The sequence below is a fragment of the Streptomyces broussonetiae genome (genome assembly GCF_009796285.1).
GTDB lineage: Bacteria > Actinomycetota > Actinomycetes > Streptomycetales > Streptomycetaceae > Streptomyces > Streptomyces broussonetiae.
This window is the reverse complement of record NZ_CP047020.1, coordinates 2,606,729-2,627,841: the sequence shown is the minus strand read 5'-3', so window position 1 is coordinate 2,627,841 and position 21,113 is coordinate 2,606,729. Positions and strand designations below refer to the sequence as shown.

The following is a 21,113-nucleotide window of genomic DNA, read 5'->3' as shown; positions in this document are numbered from 1 at the left end:
CATGTTTCTTCTGGGGGTCCCACCACCTTGAACAGCAACAATTTCCGCATGCCCGCACGCCGTCTGGCCGCCGTGGCGACGGTCACCGCCCTCACCGCGGCGCCCGCGGTCCTGGGCGCGGGCGCCGCGCACGCGACCGGTGACCACGGTCGCGCCTCCGCCGTCGTCCTGCGCACCGGGCTCGACGTGTCCCTGCTCAACAAGACCGTCGATGTCCCGCTCGCGCTCTCCCTCAACGAGGTCCAGGCACCGCAGAGCGCCGACAGAACCGCGCTGTCCGCCCGGCTCGACGGCGTGGCCGGCGGCAAGCCGTTCAGCGTCCTCGGCGCGGACGTCGCCTCGGCGAAAGCCACGGTGACCGCGCAGCGCGCGGAGGGCTCGGTCCGGCTCGCCCACGCCCGGCTGCACGTCCCCGGCCTGCCCCTGCTGTCCCTGATCCAGGCCGACGCGGTCACCGCCAAGGCCACCTGTGAGGCCGGCAGGGCGCCCGTCGCCTCCGCGGACGTCCTCGGTGCGGTCACCGTCCTCGGCAAGCGCGTCACGCTCACCGCCGGCGGCACGACCGAGGTGAAGGTGCCCGGCGTCGGCGAGGTCCGCCTCGACCTCGCCCAACGGCGCACCACGACCCGTACGGCCGCCGCCACCGCCCTCGAACTCAAGGTCTCCGTCAATCCGTTGAAGCTCAACGTGGCCGACGTCGAGGGCACGGTCACGCTCGCCGGGGCGACCTGCGAGTCCCCGATGGCCCCGCCCGCCGCCGACCCGGTGCAGAGCCACGACCCGGCCGCCGGTGTGAAGGCCCAGGGAGCCGAGGCCGGGCTCGCGGAGACCGGCGGCAGCCCGGCCACCCCGTACATCGCGGGCGGCGCGCTGGCCCTGGTGCTCGTCGGCGGAGGGGCGGTGGCGGTGGCCCGGCGCCGCAAGAGCTGACGTCGCGCCCCGGGGCCGCTCCCGCCCGGCCGTCTCACCGGGGCGGGAGCGGCCCCCTTCCCGACCGGCCGTCTCACCGGGCCCGGGCGAGGTGGGGTCCGGGGCGGGGCCCCGGCTACGGAAGGGCAGCCGACAGCGCCTTCAGGAACCCGTTCACCGTGGCCCGGTCCCGCACGGCGATGCGTACCCACTCCTCGCCGAGCCCCGGAAACGTGTCACCCCGGCGCACGGCGTAGCCGAGGTCGCGCAACCGGTGTCGTACCCGGGCCGCCCCTGCCATTCTGACCAGCACGAACGGCCCCTCCGCCGGACCGGCCACGCGTACCCCCCGGTCGGCGAAGTCGGCCAGCCCCGCCACCAGATGGGCCCGGTCCGCGGCGATGCGATGTGCCGCGTGCCCCGCCTCGGCCAGTGCCCGTGGCGCCACGCACGCCTGCGCGGCGGCCAGCGCCGGTGTGGAGACGGGCCACAGCGGCTGGGCCCGGGCCAGCTCGGCGACGATCTCCGCAGGGGCCAGCGCGTAGCCGATCCGCAGCCCGGCCAGCCCCCAGGTCTTGGTCAGGCTGCGCAGGACGACCAGCCCGGGCACGTCGGTCCTGCCCGCCAGTGCCTCCCGCTCACCGGGCACCGCGTCCATGAACGCCTCGTCCACCACCAACGTCCGCCCGGGACGCGCAAGCCGGACGATGTCCCGCGCCGGATGCAGTACCGACGTGGGGTTGGTCGGGTTCCCGATCACCACCAGATCGGCGTCCTCGGGCACCGCCGCCGGATCCAGCCGGAATCCGTCCGCCGCCCGCAGCAGCACCCGGTCCACGGTGTGCCCCGCGTCCCGGAGCGCGGCCTCCGGCTCGGTGAACTGCGGATGCACGACCACCGGCCGGTGCACCTTCAGGGCCCGTGCCAGCAGCACGAACGCCTCCGCCGCCCCGGCCGTCAGCAGCACCCGCTCCACCGGCAGCCCGTGCCGCGCCGCCACCGCCGCCCGCGCGGCCCGCCCGTCCGGGTAGGCCGCGAGGGAGCCCAGCGACGCGGCGATCCGCTCCCGCAGCCAGATCGGGGGAGTGTCCGCGCGCACGTTGACGGCGAGGTCCACCAGGGCCGAGCCGTCGTCACGGACCTCGGCGTCGCCGTGATGGCGCAGATCGTGCCCGGTGTCCTCAGTGTGCATGGCTGTGCGTGTGCCCCCCGTGATGGTGGTGCCCGTGCCCGTGGTGGTGCCCGTCGTCGTCCGGGTGGAAGTGCGGCTGCTGCGGCAGTCCCACCTTGTCCTCGAAGCCCGGCAGCGCGATCCGGTACACGCACGAGTCGCAGTTCATCCGCAGATCGCCCTTGACCGCCTCCTCGTACCGCTCCATCACCAGGTCCAGCAGCTCCGGCTCGGGCCCGATGACATCGGCGCAGCGCACCTCGACCTCACGGTGCGCGGCCGCCCAGCCCTCGGTCTGCCGGCGCACCCGGTCCGGCAGGATCCCGGTGAACAGGAAGTAGGGCAGGACGACGATCCGCTTCGCCCCCAGCTTCACGCACCGGTCCAGCCCGCTCGGCACGTCCGGCGCCGCCAGCGACACGAACGCCGTCTCCACACCGGCGTACCCGCGGCCCTCCCACAGCAGCCGCGCCGCCTTGTGCACCTCGGCGTTGGCGTCCGGGTCGGTGGACCCGCGCCCGACCAGCAGCACGGTCACGTCCGCCCGGTCCTCGGGCGTACGGGCACCGCCTCCGAGGGCCTCGTCCAGCCGCCGCTCCAGCACGCCCAGCAGCGCCGGGTGCGGGCCCAGTGGACGGCCGTAGGTGTACGAGATCCCCGGGTGCCGTTCCTTCTCGCGGGCCAGGGCGGCCGGGATGTCGCCCTTGGCGTGCCCGGCGGAGACCAGCATCAGCGGCACCGCCGCGAACCGTCGTACGCCCTGCTCCACCAACTCGGCGACGGCCTCGCCGAGCGGCGGCGGGGACAACTCGATGAAGCCGCCGGCGACGGGGAGTTCGGGGTGGCGGCGGCCCAGCTCCCGTACGAAGTCCCGGAACGCCTCGGCTCCGGCTTCGTCCCGGGTGCCGTGACCGGCGATGAGCAGGGCGGGCGGCGGGGTGGTCACTGGTTCTCCTCGGATGAAGTGGGGTGGTACAGCAGGGCGTTGAGCGCGGCGGCGGCGACCGCCGACCCGCCCTTCTCGGACACGTTGCTCACGGCGGGCAGCCCGCTCGCGCGCAACGCGGCCTTGGACTCGGCCGCCCCGACGAAGCCGACGGGCAGCCCGATGACGAGCGCGGGGGAGGCGTCCAGGGTGAGCAGCTCCTCCAGAGCGGTCGGCGCACAGCCGATCACCCACAGGGCCCCGGGGCCGACCTCCTCGTACGCCAGCCGGATCGCGTGGGCCGAGCGGGTCAGACCCGGGCCCGACGTGGCGTCCTTGAGCCGGCAGACGGTCTTCCGCCGGGTGATGCCGGCCGCGACCATCTCCACGTCCACGACGACCGGCGCCCCGGCGTGCAGCGCGGCGTGCGCCTTCACCAGGTCGTCCTCGTCGGTCACGAGGTCGCTCGCGTACTCCAGGTCGGCGGCGGAGTGGATGACCCGCTCCACCACCGCCCGGGTCAGCGGAGGGAAGTGCGAGGTGTCCAGGCGGGCGCGCAGCCGCCGGAAGGACTCCTGCTCGATCGGGTGGACGACACGGTTCACTTGGCCTCCTCCTGCGAGCCCTCTCGCGGGTTCTCCTGCCAGCGGTAGCCGCGCGGGGTCACCATGCGCCCCGCGACGGTGCGGGTCGCGGTGTTGCCCACCGTCACGACCGTCATCATGTCGACCGTCGCCGGGTCGAGCGCACCGAGGGCGGTCACCCGGCTCGACTCGTCCGGCCGGGACGCGCTCCGCACGACACCGACGGGTGTCGTCGGCTCCCGGTGCCCGGCGAGGATCTCGAGCGCCTTGGGCAGCTGCCAGTCGCGGCCCCGCGAACGCGGGTTGTAGAAGGTGACGACGAGGTCCGCCTCGGCAGCCGCCCGCACCCGCCGCTCGATGACCTCCCACGGCGTGTGCAGGTCGGACAGGCTGATGGAGACATGGTCGTGGCCGAGCGGCGCGCCCAGGAGCGCCCCGGCGGCGAGTGCGGCCGTCACCCCGGGCACCCCGACCACGTCGATGTCGTCCGAGGCCTCGGCGAGCGCCGGGGAGGCCATGGCATACACGCCCGCGTCCCCGCTGCCGATCAGCGCCACCGCATGCCCCTTGCGGGCCTCGGCGACCGCGGTGCGGGCCCGTTCCTCCTCGGCGCCGAGCCCGGACTCCAGCACCCGGGTGCCCGGCCGCAGCAGGTCGCGGATCTGGTCGACGTACTGGTCGAGACCCACCAGCACGGAGGCGCGCCGGAGTTCGGCCGTGGCGCGCGGCGTGAGCAGGTCCCGGGCGCCGGGCCCGAGCCCGACCACCGCGAGGCGCCCGCGCCCCGGACGCCGTACGACGGCACAGGTCGCCATGGCGGGCCGGCCGTCGGTCCGTACGGCCTTCCGCTTGGGCACGACGAGTTCACCGCCCCGGACCAGCGCGGCGGCCTCCGCCACCGACGGCGTGCCGACGGCCGCGAGGGGCGCGTCGGACGGGTTCGGCACCTCGACGGCGGCCAGGTCCTCCGCGGAGTACGTCACCAGGGGGACCCCGAGCCGCTCGGCCGCGGCCACGACGCCCGGCTCGTCCGACTTGGCGTCCACGGTGGCCAGTTCGGCGACCGACTTGGCCGAGAGCCCCGCCTCCTGCAGCGCGTCCTCGATCACCCCGAGGACCTCCGCCACCGGTGCCCCCTTGGACGCGCCGACGCCGACCACCAGCGACGGCGGCCGCAGCAGCACCTCGCGCTCGCCCGGTTCGACGGCCCGGTCCGTCAGCCGGATGGTGTACGGCCCCTGCGGGGAGGTGGGAAGCGGGGGCAGCGGCCAGACCGACTCGGCCTCCAGCGCAACCGGTTCGCCGTCCAGCAGCGCCCGCGAGACCATCGCCACGGACCCCTCGTACGGCAGCCCCAGCATGTCCAGACCCGGCAGGCCCACGGAGTCCGTCGCCGTCGTCACCACGGGCTGCGCACCCAGCAACGCGCCGACCTGGCGGGCGAGTTCGTTCGCGCCGCCGCCGTGCCCGCCGAGCAGCGACACCGCGTACCGGCCGCCCTCGTCCACGCACACCACGCCCGGGTCGGCCGTCTTGTCGCCGAGCAGCGGGGCGAGCAGCCGTACGGTCGCGCCCGTCGCGAGGAAGCACACCAGCTGCTCGCACTCCGCGAACGCGGCGCGCACCGCCTCCCCGACAGGACCGTCGTACACCCGCGTGAGGTCCGGCCACGCCGCGGCCAGCCGGTCCCGCGCCACCGCGCCCGCCGCGGTGGCGGAAATGAGGCCGATCACTCGTCAACTCCCTTGTCGATTACCTGGGTTCGTACACCCCAGAGCAGAAACACCGGATTGGTCGCCGCCAGCCGGGTCACATCGCCCGGCAGCGGCACCAGTCGCGAGGACTGGAGCAGCACCCCGTCGCAGCCGAACCCGGCGGCCGTGAGCGCCTCGCGCGCCGCCGGTACCCGGTCGAGCGCGGCCATGGCGACGACGACGGTCCGCCGCGCCCGCCGCGCGCAGGCGCCGATGACGGCGGGCAGATCGCCACCGCCGCCGCCGACGAACACCGCGTCGGGGTCGTCGAGCCCCTCGAGGACCTCCGGCGCCGAGCCGTGCACCACCGCCACGTCGACGCCGTGGGCGCGGGCGTTGGACCGGACGCGCTCCACACCGTCCGCCGCCTTCTCCACGGCGACGACGGCCGCGCCGAGCCGCGCGCACTCCACCGCCACCGAGCCCGAGCCGGCGCCCACGTCCCACACCAGGTCGCCCAGGCGCGGACCCAGCCGGGCCAGCGCCAGCGCCCGCACCTCGAACTTGCTGATCATCGAGTCCCGGTGTGCGAACTCACCCTCGTCCAGCGCCCATCGGGCGGGCTGCTCCGGCACGGCGGCGACCGTGCGCAGCGCGCCGAGCGCCCGCCTCTCGTCCAGGCACAGCACCACGCTCACCGCCGTACCCCAGTCCCGCACCGCCGCCTCGGCGGGCGTCACCCGCTCCACACGCTCGCGCGCCGGATCGCCGAGCGCGCTCGCCACGACCAGCACCCGGTCGCCGCTCAGGGCCGCCCCCAGCTCGGCGGGTCCGGCGCCCGGGCCGGTGAGGACGGCCACCTTGGGCCGTGCCCGGCACACGTTCACGGCCGTGCGCAGGTCCCGGCCGTGCGCGCTGACCACGACCGCGTCGTCCCAGGGCAGCCCGATCCGCGCGAACGCCGTCGCCACGGACGACACCCCCGGCCGCACATCCAGCCGCCCGGGCCCGAACCGCTCGGCCAGCGCCCGCACGATCCCGAAGAAGCCGGGGTCCCCGGAGGCCAGCACGAGCACCGGCAGCTCCTTGCCGACGTACTCGGCGATCGTGTCCAGGGCGGGCGCCAGCGGCCCGAGAACGACCCGCTCGGCGCCCTCGGGCAGGCGTGCGGCGTCCAGGTGCCGCCGCCCGCCGACGACGAGCGCGGCCCCCTCGGCGACGTCCTCGGGGACCGGCGTGCCCGTCCCCGTGCCGACGACCGTGATCAACTCTTCGCCCGCTGCTCGCGCAGGGCCCGCCGGGCCTCCGGGTCGGCCTTGCGATAGCCGTGGAAGTGCCCCGGGTGGTACAGGTGCGAGCGGGTGCCGTGCGCGTCCAGGGCCGGGCCGACCAGGAAGAGCGTGTGCTTCCAGAGCTTGTGCTCCTTGACCGTCTCCTCCAGCGTGTCGATCGTGCACCGCACGACCAGCTCCTCCGGCCAGGTGGCCTGGTAGGCGACGACCACGGGGGTGTCGGTCGGATAGCCGCCCTCCAGCAGCTCGCGCACCAGCTGGCCGCTGCGGGCGGCGGAGAGGAAGAGCGCCATCGTCGTACCGTGCCGGGCGAACTCGCGCACCTCCTCGCCGGGCGGCATCGGCGTCTTGCCGCCGCCCAGCCGGGTGAGGATCACGGACTGCGCGACCTCGGGGATGGTCAGCTCACGCCGTGCGAGTGCGGCCACGGCCGAGAACGCCGACACACCCGGGACGACCTCGGTCGCGATCCCGATCTGCGCACACCGGTCCAGCTGCTCCTGCGTGCCGCCCCACAGCGCCGGATCGCCGGAGTGGATGCGGGCGACCCTCAGGCCCTCGGTGTGTGCGCGCCGGTAGACGGCGACGACGTCCTCAAGGGACAGGGCCGCCGAGTCCAGGATCTCGGCCTCCTCGCGCGCGTGCTCGAGGATCTCCGCCTGGACCAGGCTCGCCGCCCAGATCACCACGTCCGCGTCCGCGATCGCGCGCGCGGCCCGGAACGTCAGCAGATCGGCGGCGCCCGGGCCGGCACCGACGAACGTCACCTTGCCGGTGGGGGCGTCGCCGCCGGCACTGGCAGTGGCATCGATGGTGACATCGGCCATGGGGAAGGTCCTCTCGTACGGAAAACACACAGCAGAAGCAGTGAAATGTCAGAGTGTGGGGCGATATGTGAGGCGCCGGATGTGCGCGAAGGCCCCTCGATCGGATAGCAAAGGCCTATGGCGGTCTTCGTCGCGCTCGGCGCGTTCCTGATGACGCTGGCCGGCGGCTGGACGGCACAGCGTGTGACCGACCGGCGGCACCTGGTCCTGGGCCTGGCCGGCGGTCTGATGCTCGGCGTGGTCGGCCTGGACCTGCTGCCGGAGGCGCTGCACGCCGCCGACCGCGAGGTCTTCGGCGTACCCGCCGCCCTGCTGCTCTTCGTGGCAGGCTTCCTCCTGGCCCATCTGGTGGAACGCACGCTGGCCGCGCGCCAGGCCGCCCACGGCGGCGACGAGGGACTGGGCCACCGGGCGCCCGAGGTCGGCCTGACGGCGGCCGCGGCCATGGTGGGCCACAGCGTCATGGACGGCGTGGCGATCGGCGCGGCCTTCCAGGTGGGCGGCGGCATGGGCGCGTCCGTCGCGCTCGCCGTGATCGCCCACGACTTCGCCGACGGCTTCAACACCTTCACCATCACGAGCCTGTACGGCAACGCCCGCCGCCGGGCCGTGGCGATGCTGGTGGCCGATGCCTGCGCACCGCTGGTGGGCGCGCTGTCGACGGCCTTCGTCCACATCCCCGAACCGGTGCTCGGCGGCTATCTGGGCCTCTTCGGCGGTGTGCTGCTCTACCTCGCCGCCGCCGAGATCCTGCCCGAGGCCCACCACGAGCACCCCGCACGCTCCACCCTGCTGTGCACGGTGGCCGGTGCGGCCTTCATCTGGCTCGTGGTCGGCATCTCCGGCGGCTGACCCGACCGGACGGTTCACAGTTTCCCGCCCCGCCCGCCGTCGCGGCGCGGCGGCGCGATCAGCGTCGACAGGTACGGCAACGGCGTCCCGTCCAGCTCGGCTGCCGGCCGCACCGACTCCTCCGCCAGCCCCAGCGCCGACCCCCACACGGCGTCCCCGAGCCGCCCGGTCCGCGCGAGCGCCTCGGCGACCTCGGCGGCCTGCCGCCCGAACTTGTACGCCACCACGGTGCCCGGCCCGGCCAGCGCGTCCTTGAGCACCGCCGAACCCGCCGTCACCGGCACCAGCGTCAGCGGCTCGGTGCCCTCGGTCAGCACCGCACCGGAGCGCGCCGCCAGATCCTGCATCGCGGTGATCCCGGGCACGGTCTCGACGACGACGTCCGGCACCAGCTCGGTGATCGTCTGCGCGAGATACGTGAACGTCGAGTACACGTTGGGATCGCCGATGGTGGCGAAGGCGACGGACGCATGCCGCCTCAGCAGCTCGGCGACCCGCCCGCCCGCCGCGTCCCAGGCCGCCTCCCGGCGCGCCCGGTCGGTCCGCTCGTTGAGCGCGAACACCACCCGGACGACCTTCTCCTCGGGCACGTAGTGCAACACGGTCGCCTCGGCCCGTCCCCGCTCACCGGTGTCCATCACCGGTACGACGACGACCTCGGCGGCGCGCAGCGCGTTGACCCCCTTGACGGTCACCAGTTCCGGATCGCCGGGACCGACCCCGATTCCGATCAGCCTGCTGCTCATGACGTCCGGCACCTCTCCACGAACCGACGGGCGACACCGGGCCGGGACGCCCAGTGCGTATGCACATAACTCGCGTGCACGCCCTGCTGTACGAAACCTTCCACCCGTCGCACCGGCGTCCGCACACCCCAGGCGGGAGCGGCACCGGCGCCGGGCTCCACGACCGTGCGGTGGAACTCGTGCCCCCGCATCCGCGTCCCGGCGACGGCCAGCACACTGTCCCCGACGGCCACGGCATCCCGATAGCCCAGAGTGAGCCGTTGCGTCATCCGCGCGGCGGCGTCCAGCACGCCGCACATGGGGCTGCCGTCCAACTCCCGGCACAGATAGAGCAGTCCGGCGCACTCGGCCGCCACCGGGGCACCGCCGAGGGCCAGTTCGGCGACGGCCCTGCGCAGCGGTTCGTTGGCGGACAGCTCACCGGCGTACATCTCGGGGAAACCGCCCCCGATGACCAACCCGGCCGTATTGTCCGGCAGTTGCTCGTCGCGCAGCGGATCGAAGGGGACGACCTCGGCGCCTGCGGCGGTGAGCAGTTCGGTGTGCTCGGCGTAGGAGAAGGTGAAGGCGGCACCACCGGCAACGGCAACCACCGCACGCATGCCCGTCGCGGTCACGGGCGGATCCCAGGGGGCGTCCGACAGCACTCCCGCGCTGCGAGCCAGTGCGGCCAGGGCTTCGAGATCGCACCCCTGCTCGACCTGGGCGGCCATCGCCGCCACCGCGTCCACGGCGTCGGTGCGTCGCTCGGCGACCGGGACCAGCCCGAGATGCCGCGACGGAGTGTCCACCTGGGGAACCCTGCGCAGCACTCCCAGCACAGGCACCCCGGCCGCATCCAACGCCTCCCGGAGCAGCTCCTCGTGCCGGTCGGACCCGACCTTGTTGAGGATCACGCCCCCGAGCCGCACCTGCGGATCCCAGGAGGCGAAGCCATGCACCAGCGCCGCCACCGAACGCGACTGCGAGGACGCGTCGACCACCAGCACCACCGGCGCCCGCAGCAGCTTGGCCACCTGGGCGGTGGAGGCCAGCTCGCCCTCCCCCGCCGCCCCGTCGTACAGCCCCATCACGCCCTCGACCACGGCGAGGTCACACCCGCGCACCCCGTGCAGGAACAGCGGAGCGATCAGCTCCGGCCCGCACAGGTACGCGTCCAGATTGCGCCCCGGCCGCCCGGTCGCGAGCGCGTGGTACCCGGGGTCGATGTAGTCCGGCCCGACCTTGTGCGGGGACACGGCCAGTCCCCGCGCGGCGAACGCGGCCATCAGCCCCGTGGCCACGGTGGTCTTGCCGCTGCCCGACGAGGGCGCGGCGACGACCAGCCGTGGCACCGACGACATCACCACTCGATGCCCTTCTGGCCCTTCTGGCCGACGTCCATGGGGTGCTTCACCTTGGACATGTCGGTCACCAGATCCGCGAAGTCCACCAGCTTCTGCGGCGCGTTCCGCCCGGTGATCACCACATGCTGGGTGCCCGGCCGGTTCCGCAGCACCTCCACGACCTCATCGGTGTCCACCCATCCCCAGTGCATGGGGTACGCGAACTCGTCCAGCACGTACAGCCGGTAGGTCTCGGCGGTCAGGTCCCGCTTGACCTGCTCCCAGCCCTCCCGGGCCTTCTCCTCGTTGCTGGCGTTGTCCCCCTGAAGGTCCCGCTGGACCCACGACCAGCCCTCGCCCATCTTGTGCCAGGCGACGCTGCCGCCCTCGCCGGAGGCGCCGAGCACGCGCAGCGCGTTCTCCTCGCCGACCTTCCACTTCGCCGACTTGACGAACTGGAACACCCCGATGGGCCACCCCTGGTTCCAGGCGCGCAGCGCGAGCCCGAACGCGGCGGTGGACTTGCCCTTGCCGACGCCGGTGTGCACGACGACCAGCGGACGGTTACGGCGCTGACGTGTCGTCAGTCCGTCGTCCGGTACGACACTTGGCTGTCCCTGTGGCATTACGCGGCCCTCCTCGGTGCCCTCTGCGTCCCCTGCACATCCCTGACCAGCCCGGCGATCGAGTCGGCCCGCAGCTCGTCCAGCGTGACGGCCGCGGCGCCCAGCTCGCCCGCGAGCTGCCCGGCGAGCCCCAGCCGCACCGGACCCGACTCGCAGTCCACGACCACGCAGGCGACCTGGTCGGCCGCGAACAGCCGCGCCGCCCGCCCGGCCAGCGCGACCGGCTCCGGACCGCCGGTGGCCCGCCCGTCGGTCACCACCACGACCAGCGCCCGCCGCGCCGGATCCCGCAGCCGCTCCACCCGCAGCACCTCGTGCGCCTTGAGCAGCCCGGCCGCCAGCGGGGTACGGCCGCCCGTCGGCAGCGACTCCAGCCGCACGGCGGCGGCGTCGACGGACGAGGTCGGCGGCAGCGCCACGTCGGCGCCGGATCCCCGGAAGGTCACCAGCCCCACCTTGTCCCGCCGCTGGTAGGCGTCGAGGAGCAGCGACAGCACGGCACCTTTCACCGCGCCCATCCGCTGCCGCGCCGCCATCGACCCCGAGGCGTCCACCACGAACAGCACGAGATTGCCCTCGCGGCCCTCCCGGGTCGCCTGCCGCAGATCGTCCCGGCGGATCACCAGCCCCGGCCCGGACCGGCCGCGCACCCGCTGGTGCGGGGCGGCGGCCTGCACGGTGGCGGCCAGATGCAGCTTGGTCAGTGTCCCCCGGGGCCGGCGGGCCCCGGTGGTCCGCCCGTGCTCGGTACGCGCCCGCGACCGCCGCCCGGCGGCACCCTCACCGATCCCGGGCACGCTCAGCACCTTGGTGCGAAACGGCTCGGCGGCGCGGACCGCCGACTGCTCCTGCGCGCCGGACGCCTGCGGCTGCCCGTCCTCGCCGGCCTCCGGCCGCGCGGCGGTGTCCCCGTCACCCCGGGGGCCGGAGTCGGGCTGCGGCCGACCGCCGCCCCCGCCTGGGCCGTCCGGGTCGGGATCGTCCTCGCCGTCGTTCTCGCCGGAGAACTGCTCGAGGGTCTCGTCCAGCTTGTCCTCGTCGAGCCCGGGAGCGTCGAAGGGGTTGCGGCGCCTGCGGTGCGGCAGCGCGAGCAGCGCCGCCTGCCGGACGTCCTCGGCGAGCACGTCCGTCCGCCCGGCCCACGCGGCCAGCGCGGTCGCCGTACGCGCCATCACGATGTCGGCGCGCATGCCGTCCACCTCGAAGGCCGCACAGGTCGCCGCGATCTGCCGCAGCGCACCGTCGCCCAGCCGCACCCCCGGCAGCAACTCCCGGGCCGCCACGATCCGGTGCCGTACGGCTGCCTCCTCGTCCGCCCAGCGGGCGGCGAAGCCGGCCGGATCGTCGTCGTACGCGAGCCGCCGTCGTACGACCTCCACCCGCTGGTCGGGCTCGCGGGAGGCGGCCACCTCCACGGTGAGCCCGAACCGGTCCAGCAACTGCGGCCGCAGCTCGCCCTCCTCGGGATTCATCGTGCCGACGAGCAGGAAGCGCGCCGCGTGCCGCACGGAGACGCCCTCGCGCTCCACGTACGAGGCACCCATCGCCGCCGCGTCCAGCAGCAGGTCGACCAGGTGGTCGTGGAGGAGGTTGACCTCGTCGACGTAGAGGATGCCCCGGTGCGCGTCGGCCAGCAGGCCCGGCTCGAACGCCTTCACGCCCTCCGCGAGCGCCCGCTCGATGTCCAGCGCGCCGACCAGCCGGTCCTCCGAGGCGCCGACCGGCAGTTCGACCATCCGCGCGGGCCTTCGAACGCCGCCTTCCGGCTCGTGCGGACCGTCCGGGCAGGCCGGATCCGGTGCCGCCGGGTCGCAGGAGAACCGACAGCCGGGCACGACGGCCACCTCGGGCAGCAGCGCCGAAAGGGCGCGTACCGCCGTCGACTTGGCCGTGCCCTTCTCGCCACGCACCAGCACACCACCGACGGCGGGACTGACCGCGTTCAGCAGCAGCGCGAGCCGCAGGTCGTCCTGGCCGACAACAGCCGTGAAAGGAAAGGGAGTTGTCACTGGTCGTCGCCCTCCAAGTCGCCTTCCAGCTCAAGGTAGGTGGCCCGCAGCCGCTCCAGCGTGTCCGCGTCCGGCTCGGCCCACAGGCCCCGGTCCGCCGCCTCCAGCAGTCGTTCGGTGATGCCGCGCAGTGCCCACGGGTTGGACTTCTTCATGAAGTCCCGGTTCTCCGGGTCGAAGACGTACTCCGCGCTGAGCTTCTCGTACATCCAGTCGTCCACCACGCCGGCGGTGGCGTCGTAGCCGAACAGGTAGTCCACGGTCGCCGCCATCTCGAAGGCGCCCTTGTAACCGTGCCGGCGCATGGCCGCCATCCAGCGCGGGTTGACCACGCGGGCCCGGAAGACGCGGTGGGTCTCCTCGCCGAGCGTGCGGGTCCTCACCTGGTCCGGTACGGCGCTGTCGCCGACGTACGCCTCGGGGTTGGCGCCGGTCAGATGCCGGACCATCGCCACCATGCCACCGTGGTACTGGAAGTAGTCGTCCGCGTCGACCAGGTCGTGCTCGCGGGTGTCGACGTTCTTCGCCGCCACCGCGATCCGCCTGAACGCGGTCTCCATGTCGCCGCGCGCCGCCCGCCCGCCGAGCCCGCGTCCGTAGGCGTAGCCGCCCCAGACCGCGTACACCTCGGCGAGGTCGGCGTCGGAGCGCCAGTTGCGGGCGTCGATCAGCGGCAGCAGTCCCGCGCCGTACGCGCCCGGCTTCGAGCCGAAGATACGAGCCGTGGCGCGCCGCCGGTCACCGTGCTCGGCGGTGTCCTCGTCTGCGTGCGCCTTGACGTAGTTGCTCTCGGCCGGCTCGGCCAGCTCGGCCACGGCTCGCACGGCGTCGTCGATCAGGCCGACGACGTGCGGGAACGCGTCCCGGAAGAAGCCGGAGATGCGGACCGTGACGTCGATGCGCGGTCGGCCCAGCTCCGTCAGGGGAACGATCTCGAAGCCCGTCACCCGGCGCGAGGCGTCGTCCCACACCGGACGGCAGCCCAGCAGCGCCAGGATCTCGGCGATGTCGTCGCCCTGGGTCCGCATGGCGGAGGTGCCCCACACCGTCAGGCCGACGGACTTCGGGTACTCGCCCGTGTCCTGGAGGTACCGCTGCACCAGCGAGTCGGCGAGCGACTGCCCGACCTCCCAGCTCAGCCTGGACGGAATGGCCTTGGGGTCGACGGAGTAGAAGTTGCGTCCGGTCGGCAGGACGTTCACCAGGCCTCGGGTCGGAGAACCCGACGGACCCGCCGGGACGTAACCGCCGTCCAGCGCCCGCAGGATGTGGCCGATCTCGTCGGTGGTGCGGGCGAGACGCGGAACGACCTCGTCGCAGGCGAACTCCAACACCGCGACGGCGTCCGGGAGCTGGGTGCCGAGGGCGTCCCGCAGCACGACGGGGACGGCCGTACGGTCCCACGACCGCGCCTCCAGGGCCTCCGCGACCCGCCGGCACAGCTGCTCGAGCAGGTCGATCGCGTCGGAGGCCGTACGAGCCGGACCCTGAACCAGGTCCGTCAGCTCGACCGGCAGCTTCACGGCGGCGCCGGGCTCGGCCAGCAACTCCTTCTCGACGAGACCGAAATGGTCCGCCAGGCACGCGCGCAGACCCGGCAGGGCGTTCGCCTGCCCGCCCCACACTTGGGACGCGCGCAGCACGGCCAGCACCAGGTTCACCCGCGGCTCGCCGACCGGGCCGCCGCCCAGGATGTGCAGACCGTCCCGGATCTGGACGTCCTTGATCTCGCACAGATAGCCGTCGATGTGCATGACGAACTCGTCGAAGTCGGCGTCCTGCGGCTGCTCGTCCACATGCAGGTCGTGGTGCAGCTCGGCGGCCTTGACCAGGGTCCAGATCTGGGCGCGTACGGCCGGGGCCTTGGTGGGGTCCAGGTCGGAGACGAGCGCGTACTCGTCCAGCAGCTGCTCCAGCTTGGCCAGGTCGCCGTAGGTGTCGGCGCGGGCCATCGGCGGCACCAGGTGGTCGACCACCGTGGCGTGCCCGCGCCGCTTGGCCTGGGTGCCCTCACCGGGGTCGTTGACGATGAACGGGTAGATCAGGGGCAGGTCGCCGAGCACCGCGTCCGGGGCGCACCCCGCGCTCAGCCCGAGCCCCTTGCCCGGCAGCCACTCCATCGTGCCGTGCTTGCCCATGTGCACGATCGCGTCCGCGCCGAACGAGTTCTCGAGCCACCTGTACGCCGCCATGTAGTGGTGCGAGGGCGGCATGTCGGGGTCGTGGTAGATCGCGATCGGGTTCTCGCCGAAGCCGCGCGGCGGCTGGATCATCACGACGACGTTCCCGAACTGCAGGGAGGCGAGCACGATGTCCCCGCCGTCCACGTACAGGCTGCCCGGCGGCTCGCCCCAGGCCTCCACCATGGCCTGCTTCAGGTCCGGGTCGAGCCTGTCGAACCACGCCCGGTAGTCCGCCAGCGGCACCCGTGCCGGCGCCGCCGCCAGTTGCTCCTCCGTCAGCCACTCGACGTCGTGGCCGCCGGCCTCGATCAGCCGGTGGATCAACTCGTCGCCGCCCGAGGGGTATGCGGTGAGCCCGTACCCCGCGTCCCGGAGCGCGTCGAGCAACCGGACCGCCGACGCGGGCGTGTCCAGACCGACCGCGTTGCCGACGCGCGAGTGCTTGGTCGGGTACGCGGTGAAGACCAGGGCGATCTTCTTCTCGGCGTTCGGCTTGTGCTTCAACCGCGCATGGCGCAGGGCGATTCCGGCCACGCGCGCGGCCCGCTCCGGATCGGCGACGTACACCGGGACCTCGTCCGGGCCCTGCTCCTTGAAGGAGAACGGCACCGTGATCAGACGGCCGTCGAACTCCGGGATCGCGACCTGCATCGCCGCGTCCATGGGGGACAGGGCGGCGTCCGACTCGTTCCAGGCGGCCCGCGAGGAGGTGAGGCAAAGCCCCTGCAGGACGGGGATGTCCAGATCGGCGAGCGCGCCGATGTCCCAGGCCTCCTCGTCACCGCCCGCCGCGGCCTGCGACGCGTGCGTGCCGCCTGCCGCGAGCACGGTGGCGACCAGCGCGTCGGCCCGGCCCAGCAGCTCGTACAGCCCGGCGTCCGCTCCGCGCAGCGAACCGCAGTACACGGGCAGGGCGTTGGCTCCCTTCGCCTCGATCGCCTCGCACAGGGTGTCCACGAAGGCGGTGTTGCCGCTCAGCTCGTGCGCCCGGTAGAAGAGCACGCCGACGGTCGGCCGGCCGTCGACGAGCGTACGGTCGCCGTGGACGCCGTACTCCGGCATCTTGCGTGGCTCCTCGAAGCCCTCGCCGGTCAGCAGCACGGTGTCGGACAGGAACCGGGACAGCTCCAGCAGGTTCGCCGGACCGCCCTCGACCAGGTACTTGAGCGCCTCCGCGACGACGCCGGCCGGCACCGAGGACTCGGCCATCAGCTCCGCGTCCGGCACGGCCTCGCCGCCCAGCAGCACGGTGGGGATCCCGGCCGCCTTCAGCGCGGCGAGCCCGTCCTCCCAGGCGCGCTTGCCGCCGAGGAGCCGTACGACGGCCAGGTCGGCACCCTCGAGCAGCCCCGGCAGCTCCTGCCCGACGTCCACCCGGGTCGGGTTGCCGATGCGGTAGTCCGCGCCGGAGGCCCGGGCCGCCAGCAGGTCCGTGTCGGCGGTGGACAACAACAACACTGTGCTCATGCGGGCGCTCCCGGTGGAATGAAAGGCAGTCCTTGCGGCGCGCCCGACTCGATGAGCCGCCAGAGCGCGTCCGTGTCCGCGTGCTGTTCGATCAGGTCGCCGAGCCGGTCGAGCTGCTCCTCGCGCAGCGCGGCGAAGGAGGTGTCCGGCGCGGGCACGAAGCGGCGGCCCGCGGCGGCGGCCACCTCGCGCAGGAAGGCCCGCCGGAAGCCGTCCGACTCCAGTGAGCCGTGCCAGTGGGTGCCCCAGGTCTGCCCGACCCGGCAGCCGTCCAGGAAGGGTTCGCCGCCCAGCACCTGGGCGACACCGTGGTGGATCTCGTACCCCTCGACCCGCTCGCCGAGTGCTGCCCCTTCCGGCCGGGTAAGGGTCTTCTCGGGGGCGAACCGCACCCTTACGGGCAGTACCCCGAGGCCTTCGACCTGCCCCTGCCGGCTCTCGACCTCGTCCTCGATGTGCTCACCGAGGATCTGGAAGCCGCCGCAGATGCCGAGGACGGGCCTGTGTTCGGCGGCCCTGCGCCGCAGCGCGTCCGCGATCCCCCGCTCGTGCAGCCACTCCAGGGCCCGGACCGTCCCCCGTGTGCCGGGGACGACGACGAGGTCGGCGTCCGCCAGCTCCTCCGGCCGGTCCACGAACCGCACCACGACGCCGGGTTCGGCGGCGAGCGCGTCCACGTCCGTGAAGTTGGACATCAGCGGGATCGCGCAGACGGCGACCCGGAGCACGTCCTCGCCGACGGGGGAGGAGACGTGCGACTCCCGCACCGCTCCGCGCAGGGAGACGCGGAGCCCGTCCTCCTCGTCGATGCCGAGGCCGTGCCGGAAGGGGAGGACGCCGTAGGTCTGCCGTCCGGTGAGGCCGTGCAGCATGTCGAGCCCGGGCTCCAGAAGGCTCACGTCCCCCCGGAACTTGTTCACCAGGAACCCGGCGACCAGTTCCTGGTCCTCGGGCGAGAGCAGGGCGAGGGTCCCGAAGAAGGAGGCGAAGACGCCCCCGCGGTCGATGTCGCCGACGACGAGCACGGGCAGTCGCGCGTTCCGCGCGACCCCCATGTTCACGATGTCGGTCCGGCGCAGGTTGATCTCGGCCGGGCTGCCCGCGCCCTCACAGATCACCGCGTCATACGTGCCCCGCAACTCGGCGAGACAGTCCAGCACCGTGCCGAGCAGCTGCTGCTGCCGTCCGCCGTGATAGCCGCGCGCGCTCAGCTCGCCCACCGGCCTGCCCAGCAGCACCACTTGGCTGCTCTGCTCACCGCCCGGCTTGAGCAGCACCGGGTTCATCAGCGCGGTCGGCTCGATCCGGCACGCCTGGGCCTGCATGGCCTGCGCCCGGCCGATCTCCGCGCCCTCGCGGGTCACGAAGGAGTTGAGCGACATGTTCTGCGCCTTGAACGGCGCTGCCTTCACGCCCTGGCGCACCAGCCACCGGCAGATCCCGGCCGTCACGACGCTCTTGCCGGCGTCGGAGGTGGTGCCGGCGACGAGGAGTCCCCCGTTCACTTCCCACGTCCCTTCGGGCTCTTGACACTCCTGGAACTCTTGACGCTCTTGACGAGCAGGCGCGCGGCGACCGTCGTACCGAGCGCGAGCAGGCCGACGCGACGGGAGAGCCGTGCGGCCCGGTCGATGTCGGTGACCCGGACCGTCCGGCCGCTCGCCCCGTTGAGCACGGGCCGGTGCTCGACACGTCCGCCGTAGGAGAGCGTTCCGCCCAGGCGTACGCCGAGCGCGCCCGCGAAGGAGGCCTCCACGGGCCCGGCGTTGGGACTCGGGTGCCGGTGGGCGTCGGCCTGCCAGGCACGCAGGGCACCGCGCGGGTCGGGTCCGGCCACGGCGGCGAGTACGGCGGTCAGCCGCGCCCCCGGCCAGCCGGCCAGGTCGTCGAGCCGGGCGGAGGCCCAGCCGTAGCGGCGGTGGCGCGGGGACCTGTGGCCGACCATCGCGTCCAGGGTGTTGACCGCCCGGAAGCCGAGCAGCCCCGGCACCCCGGCCACGGCGCCCCACACCAGGGCGCCCACGACGGCGTCGGAGGTGTTCTCGGCGACCGACTCGACCACGGCACGGGCGATCCCGTCGGCGTCCAGCGCCTGCGGGTCCCGGCCGCACAGATGCGGCAGCCGCGCCCGCGCCGCCTCGATGTCCCCGGCCTCCAACGCCCGCCCGACGGTGCGGGCTTCACGCGCGAGCGATGTACCGCCGACGACGGCCCAGACGGCCGCGGCGGTCAGCGCTGCGGAGGCGGGGGGGCAGGGGCGTACGGCGCGTGCGGCGACCGTGCCCAGAGCGACGGCGCCGCCCGTGCACACGACGGTGTGCAGGGCGCCCCAGCCGCGGTGGTCGTGCCACAACGCGCCTTCCACGGCTCCTGCCGCACGCCCGAAGACGGCGACCGGGTGCCCGCGGCGCGGATCGCCGAGGAGCAGGTCGCCGAGAAGGCCGGCGGCGGCGCCGTACGCGTAGGAGCGATCGGCACCCATCGGCTCAGCCGGCCGTGGGAACAGGAGCGGGCCTGGTACGGGTCCTTCTGCAGCCGGGCATGGCGATCGATGTCCTCACTCAGGGTGTCCGCGCCCTGGTTCGACGAGATTCGGCGGTGAGAGTTCCTGGCTCCCGGGGGTTCTTCCCCGGTGACAGTGGCGGGACCGCGCCGGATTCACACCGGCTTCCTCTCCTGCCGCCGTAGCTGGCCCGGGCAGTCCACCACGCACCCGGAACGGCCGTCAACTTGCCGTTGACCTGCACAGGGAGAGTGTGCCGATCCCCACACCGCGGGACGCGGCCGGCCGCAGGACATGCCGAAGGCTCCCCTCCGCAGGAACGGGAGGGGAGCCTTCGGCCATGCCGTGTGTCAGGCCTTGACCACGATCAGGTAGATGCCGTACGAGACCGCAGCCGCGCAGGCGGCGAAGCAGACGTAGGCGCCGGTGACGGCAAGCGCGGCGGAGCCGCCCTGCGCGGCGGCCTTCTCGCGCTTGGCCAGGCCGTTGACGCCGAGGGTGAACAGGGCCACCAGGCCCACCGTGAACACGAGGCTGACGCCGAAGACGGAGCCGATGGCCGACCAGTCGATCTTCATGGGGACGCTTCCTTGGTAACCGGGGTGGCCGGGGTCAGACGGTGGCGGCCGGTCCGGCGGCCTGCGGGGTGGGTTCGGCGGCAGGGGCGGGGATCACGGCCGTCAGGTCCTCGCCGATCGCACCCGCCGGAGGCGGGGTCACCGCGGCGATGGCGGTGGTCACCACGCCGGCCGGCTCCTCGGCCCCGGCGACGACGTTGGTGTGGTCGACGACCTCCCGGCGGGAGAGCTTCCAGATCGCGGCGCTCGCGGCGATCAGGAAGACCGCGACCACGGCCGTGCCCCAGTCACCGAGGTCGGTGACGGACTCGGCGCCCGCGCCGACCAGCGCGGCGGCCGGAAGGGTGAGGACCCAGGCGACGGCCATACGGGTCGCGGTGGACCAGCGGACCACGCCGCCCTTGCGGCCGAGGCCCGTGCCCATCACCGCGCCGGAGACGACGTGCGTGGTGGAGAGGGAGAAGCCCAGGTGGGAGGAGGCCAGGATGGCGGTCGCGGCGCTGGTCTGGGCGGCGAAGCCCTGGCGCGGCTCCAGGTCCGTCAGGCCCGTGCCCATGGTGCGGATGATGCGCCAGCCGCCGATGTAGGTGCCGAGCGCGATGGCGAGGCCCGCGGAGAGGATCACCCAGGTGGGAGGGTTCGAGCCGGGGGCGATGGCGCCGCCCGCGATCAGCGCGAGGGTGATGATGCCCATCGTCTTCTGGGCGTCGTTGGTGCCGTGGGCGAGGGAGACCAGACCGGCGGAGGCGATCTGCCCGGCGCGGTAGCCCTTGCGGGAGGCCTCGCCCTCGCTCCTGTTGCCGATGCCGTAGGACAGGCGGGTGGACAGCATGGCCGCGATGCCCGCGACGACCGGTGCGGCGACCGCAGGGAGCAGCACCTTGGTCACCAGTACGTCCCCGTGCACGGCGCCGAAGCCGGCTGAGGCGACCGTGGCGCCGATCAGACCGCCCATCAGGGCGTGCGAGGAGCTGGAGGGGAGGCCCACCAGCCAGGTCAGCAGGTTCCAGAGGATCGCGCCGACCAGCGCGGCGAAGATGACCTCGGGACGAATGCCCTTCTCGTCGACGAGACCTTTGGAGATCGTGTTGGCGACCTCCACGGAGAGGAAGGCGCCCACCAGGTTCAGGGCGGCCGACATGACAACTGCGATCTTGGGCTTCAGGGCGCCTGTCGAGATGGTGGTGGCCATCGCGTTGGCGGTGTCGTGGAAACCGTTCGTGAAGTCAAACGCGAGTGCGGTTACCACCACAATCGCGAGGATCAGCGAGAAGCCTTCCATTTACCCAGGCAATCGTTCGAGGTCGTTGGCTGGATGAACCTAGGCAACCTGGGTGAACGGAAGGTGAACTGGGGCAGGCTTCGCGGTGTCTCGAGAAGGTTGGCGGGATTCCGCTTGTCGTCGGCGGGACGGCGTCCACC

17 protein-coding genes and 1 riboswitch are annotated in these 21,113 nt (G+C 73.6%); of the genes, 2 read left to right on the top strand and 15 right to left on the bottom strand.

All coding sequences use genetic code 11. The features are described 5' to 3' along the window. The first annotated feature begins 27 nt into the window (after nucleotides 1-27). The gene (locus tag GQF42_RS12135) at nucleotides 28-930 is read left to right on the top strand and encodes an SCO1860 family LAETG-anchored protein (RefSeq protein ID WP_158919645.1); all 903 of its coding nucleotides are present in this window, start codon (nucleotides 28-30) and stop codon (nucleotides 928-930) included. Nucleotides 931-1,045: 115 nt separating this feature from the next. Here GQF42_RS12135 and cobC read toward each other — a convergent pair whose 3' ends face one another. Genes cobC through cobM form a run of 6 tightly spaced genes read right to left on the bottom strand, consistent with a single transcriptional unit; the run spans nucleotide 1,046 to nucleotide 7,402 of the window. Further along, nucleotides 1,046-2,101, bottom strand: coding sequence for an Rv2231c family pyridoxal phosphate-dependent protein CobC (gene cobC, locus GQF42_RS12130; RefSeq protein WP_158919644.1), 1,056 nt, complete (start codon nucleotides 2,099-2,101; stop codon nucleotides 1,046-1,048). After that, the gene (locus tag GQF42_RS12125) at nucleotides 2,091-3,026 is read right to left on the bottom strand and encodes a sirohydrochlorin chelatase (RefSeq protein ID WP_158919643.1); all 936 of its coding nucleotides are present in this window, start codon (nucleotides 3,024-3,026) and stop codon (nucleotides 2,091-2,093) included. The genes cobC and GQF42_RS12125 overlap by 11 nt, the downstream gene beginning before the upstream one ends. Then, on the bottom strand, nucleotides 3,023-3,610 hold the full coding sequence (locus GQF42_RS12120) for a precorrin-8X methylmutase (protein WP_158919642.1): 588 nt from the start codon (nucleotides 3,608-3,610) through the stop codon (nucleotides 3,023-3,025). Before GQF42_RS12120 ends, GQF42_RS12125 begins: the two co-directional genes overlap by 4 nt. Continuing rightward, entirely contained in the window at nucleotides 3,607-5,322 is a 1,716-nt protein-coding gene (gene cobJ / locus GQF42_RS12115) for a precorrin-3B C(17)-methyltransferase (RefSeq protein WP_158919641.1), read from the bottom strand. The genes GQF42_RS12120 and cobJ overlap by 4 nt, the downstream gene beginning before the upstream one ends. After that, the gene (gene cbiE / locus GQF42_RS12110) at nucleotides 5,319-6,551 is read right to left on the bottom strand and encodes a precorrin-6y C5,15-methyltransferase (decarboxylating) subunit CbiE (protein ID WP_158919640.1); all 1,233 of its coding nucleotides are present in this window, start codon (nucleotides 6,549-6,551) and stop codon (nucleotides 5,319-5,321) included. Before cbiE ends, cobJ begins: the two co-directional genes overlap by 4 nt. Next, nucleotides 6,548-7,402, bottom strand: a complete 855-nt coding sequence (gene cobM / locus GQF42_RS12105) for a precorrin-4 C(11)-methyltransferase (RefSeq protein ID WP_158919639.1) — start codon at nucleotides 7,400-7,402, stop codon at nucleotides 6,548-6,550. Before cobM ends, cbiE begins: the two co-directional genes overlap by 4 nt. Before the next feature lie 117 nt (nucleotides 7,403-7,519). Between cobM and GQF42_RS12100 the strand changes: the two genes are divergently transcribed. Next, complete coding sequence (locus tag GQF42_RS12100; RefSeq protein ID WP_158919638.1) at nucleotides 7,520-8,254, top strand: ZIP family metal transporter; 735 nt, start codon at nucleotides 7,520-7,522, stop codon at nucleotides 8,252-8,254. 14 nt (nucleotides 8,255-8,268) lie between these two features. On the opposite strand, the gene cobI is transcribed toward GQF42_RS12100, so the two are convergent. The 9 genes from cobI to GQF42_RS12055 form a co-directional block, all read right to left on the bottom strand. Then, complete coding sequence (cobI, locus tag GQF42_RS12095) at nucleotides 8,269-9,000, bottom strand: precorrin-2 C(20)-methyltransferase (protein ID WP_158919637.1); 732 nt, start codon at nucleotides 8,998-9,000, stop codon at nucleotides 8,269-8,271. Then, complete coding sequence (locus GQF42_RS12090) at nucleotides 8,997-10,343, bottom strand: cobyrinate a,c-diamide synthase (RefSeq protein WP_199272653.1); 1,347 nt, start codon at nucleotides 10,341-10,343, stop codon at nucleotides 8,997-8,999. The genes cobI and GQF42_RS12090 overlap by 4 nt, the downstream gene beginning before the upstream one ends. Continuing rightward, entirely contained in the window at nucleotides 10,343-10,951 is a 609-nt protein-coding gene (gene cobO, locus GQF42_RS12085; RefSeq protein ID WP_158919636.1) for a cob(I)yrinic acid a,c-diamide adenosyltransferase, read from the bottom strand. Before cobO ends, GQF42_RS12090 begins: the two co-directional genes overlap by 1 nt. After that, complete coding sequence (locus GQF42_RS12080) at nucleotides 10,951-12,960, bottom strand: putative cobaltochelatase (protein ID WP_158919635.1); 2,010 nt, start codon at nucleotides 12,958-12,960, stop codon at nucleotides 10,951-10,953. Before GQF42_RS12080 ends, cobO begins: the two co-directional genes overlap by 1 nt. Next, nucleotides 12,957-16,610, bottom strand: a complete 3,654-nt coding sequence (gene cobN / locus GQF42_RS12075; RefSeq protein WP_158919634.1) for a cobaltochelatase subunit CobN — start codon at nucleotides 16,608-16,610, stop codon at nucleotides 12,957-12,959. The genes GQF42_RS12080 and cobN overlap by 4 nt, the downstream gene beginning before the upstream one ends. Next, a complete protein-coding gene (locus tag GQF42_RS12070; protein ID WP_158919633.1) occupies nucleotides 16,607-18,115 on the bottom strand; it encodes a cobyric acid synthase in 1,509 nt (502 codons plus the stop codon). Before GQF42_RS12070 ends, cobN begins: the two co-directional genes overlap by 4 nt. Then, on the bottom strand, nucleotides 18,112-19,092 hold the full coding sequence (locus tag GQF42_RS12065) for a cobalamin biosynthesis protein (protein ID WP_158919632.1): 981 nt from the start codon (nucleotides 19,090-19,092) through the stop codon (nucleotides 18,112-18,114). The genes GQF42_RS12070 and GQF42_RS12065 overlap by 4 nt, the downstream gene beginning before the upstream one ends. Nucleotides 19,093-19,192: 100 nt before the next feature. After that, nucleotides 19,193-19,333, bottom strand: a riboswitch (cobalamin riboswitch). Between the two features lie 130 nt (nucleotides 19,334-19,463). Beyond that, nucleotides 19,464-19,691 carry a hypothetical protein gene (locus GQF42_RS12060; RefSeq protein WP_158919631.1) on the bottom strand — a complete coding sequence of 76 codons (228 nt, stop codon included), beginning with the start codon at nucleotides 19,689-19,691 and terminating at the stop codon, nucleotides 19,464-19,466. 34 nt (nucleotides 19,692-19,725) lie between these two features. Continuing rightward, nucleotides 19,726-20,973, bottom strand: a complete 1,248-nt coding sequence (locus GQF42_RS12055) for an inorganic phosphate transporter (RefSeq protein WP_158919630.1) — start codon at nucleotides 20,971-20,973, stop codon at nucleotides 19,726-19,728. Nucleotides 20,974-21,113: the final 140 nt, after the last annotated feature.

Excerpts from the sequence above, each read along its gene's own strand:
- GQF42_RS12090 (WP_199272653.1), bottom strand. The coding sequence starts at position 10,343 with ATGTCGTCGGTGCCACGGCTGGTCGTCGCCGCGCCCTCGTCGGGCAGC.
- GQF42_RS12065 (WP_158919632.1), bottom strand. The coding sequence starts at position 19,092 with ATGGGTGCCGATCGCTCCTACGCGTACGGCGCCGCCGCCGGCCTTCTC.
- cobN (WP_158919634.1), bottom strand. The coding sequence starts at position 16,610 with ATGAGCACAGTGTTGTTGTTGTCCACCGCCGACACGGACCTGCTGGCG.
- GQF42_RS12055 (WP_158919630.1), bottom strand. The coding sequence starts at position 20,973 with ATGGAAGGCTTCTCGCTGATCCTCGCGATTGTGGTGGTAACCGCACTC.
- cobM (WP_158919639.1), bottom strand. The coding sequence starts at position 7,402 with ATGGCCGATGTCACCATCGATGCCACTGCCAGTGCCGGCGGCGACGCC.
- GQF42_RS12060 (WP_158919631.1), bottom strand. The coding sequence starts at position 19,691 with ATGAAGATCGACTGGTCGGCCATCGGCTCCGTCTTCGGCGTCAGCCTC.
- cobC (WP_158919644.1), bottom strand. The coding sequence starts at position 2,101 with ATGCACACTGAGGACACCGGGCACGATCTGCGCCATCACGGCGACGCC.
- cobO (WP_158919636.1), bottom strand. The coding sequence starts at position 10,951 with ATGCCACAGGGACAGCCAAGTGTCGTACCGGACGACGGACTGACGACA.
- cobI (WP_158919637.1), bottom strand. The coding sequence starts at position 9,000 with ATGAGCAGCAGGCTGATCGGAATCGGGGTCGGTCCCGGCGATCCGGAA.
- GQF42_RS12100 (WP_158919638.1), top strand. The coding sequence starts at position 7,520 with ATGGCGGTCTTCGTCGCGCTCGGCGCGTTCCTGATGACGCTGGCCGGC.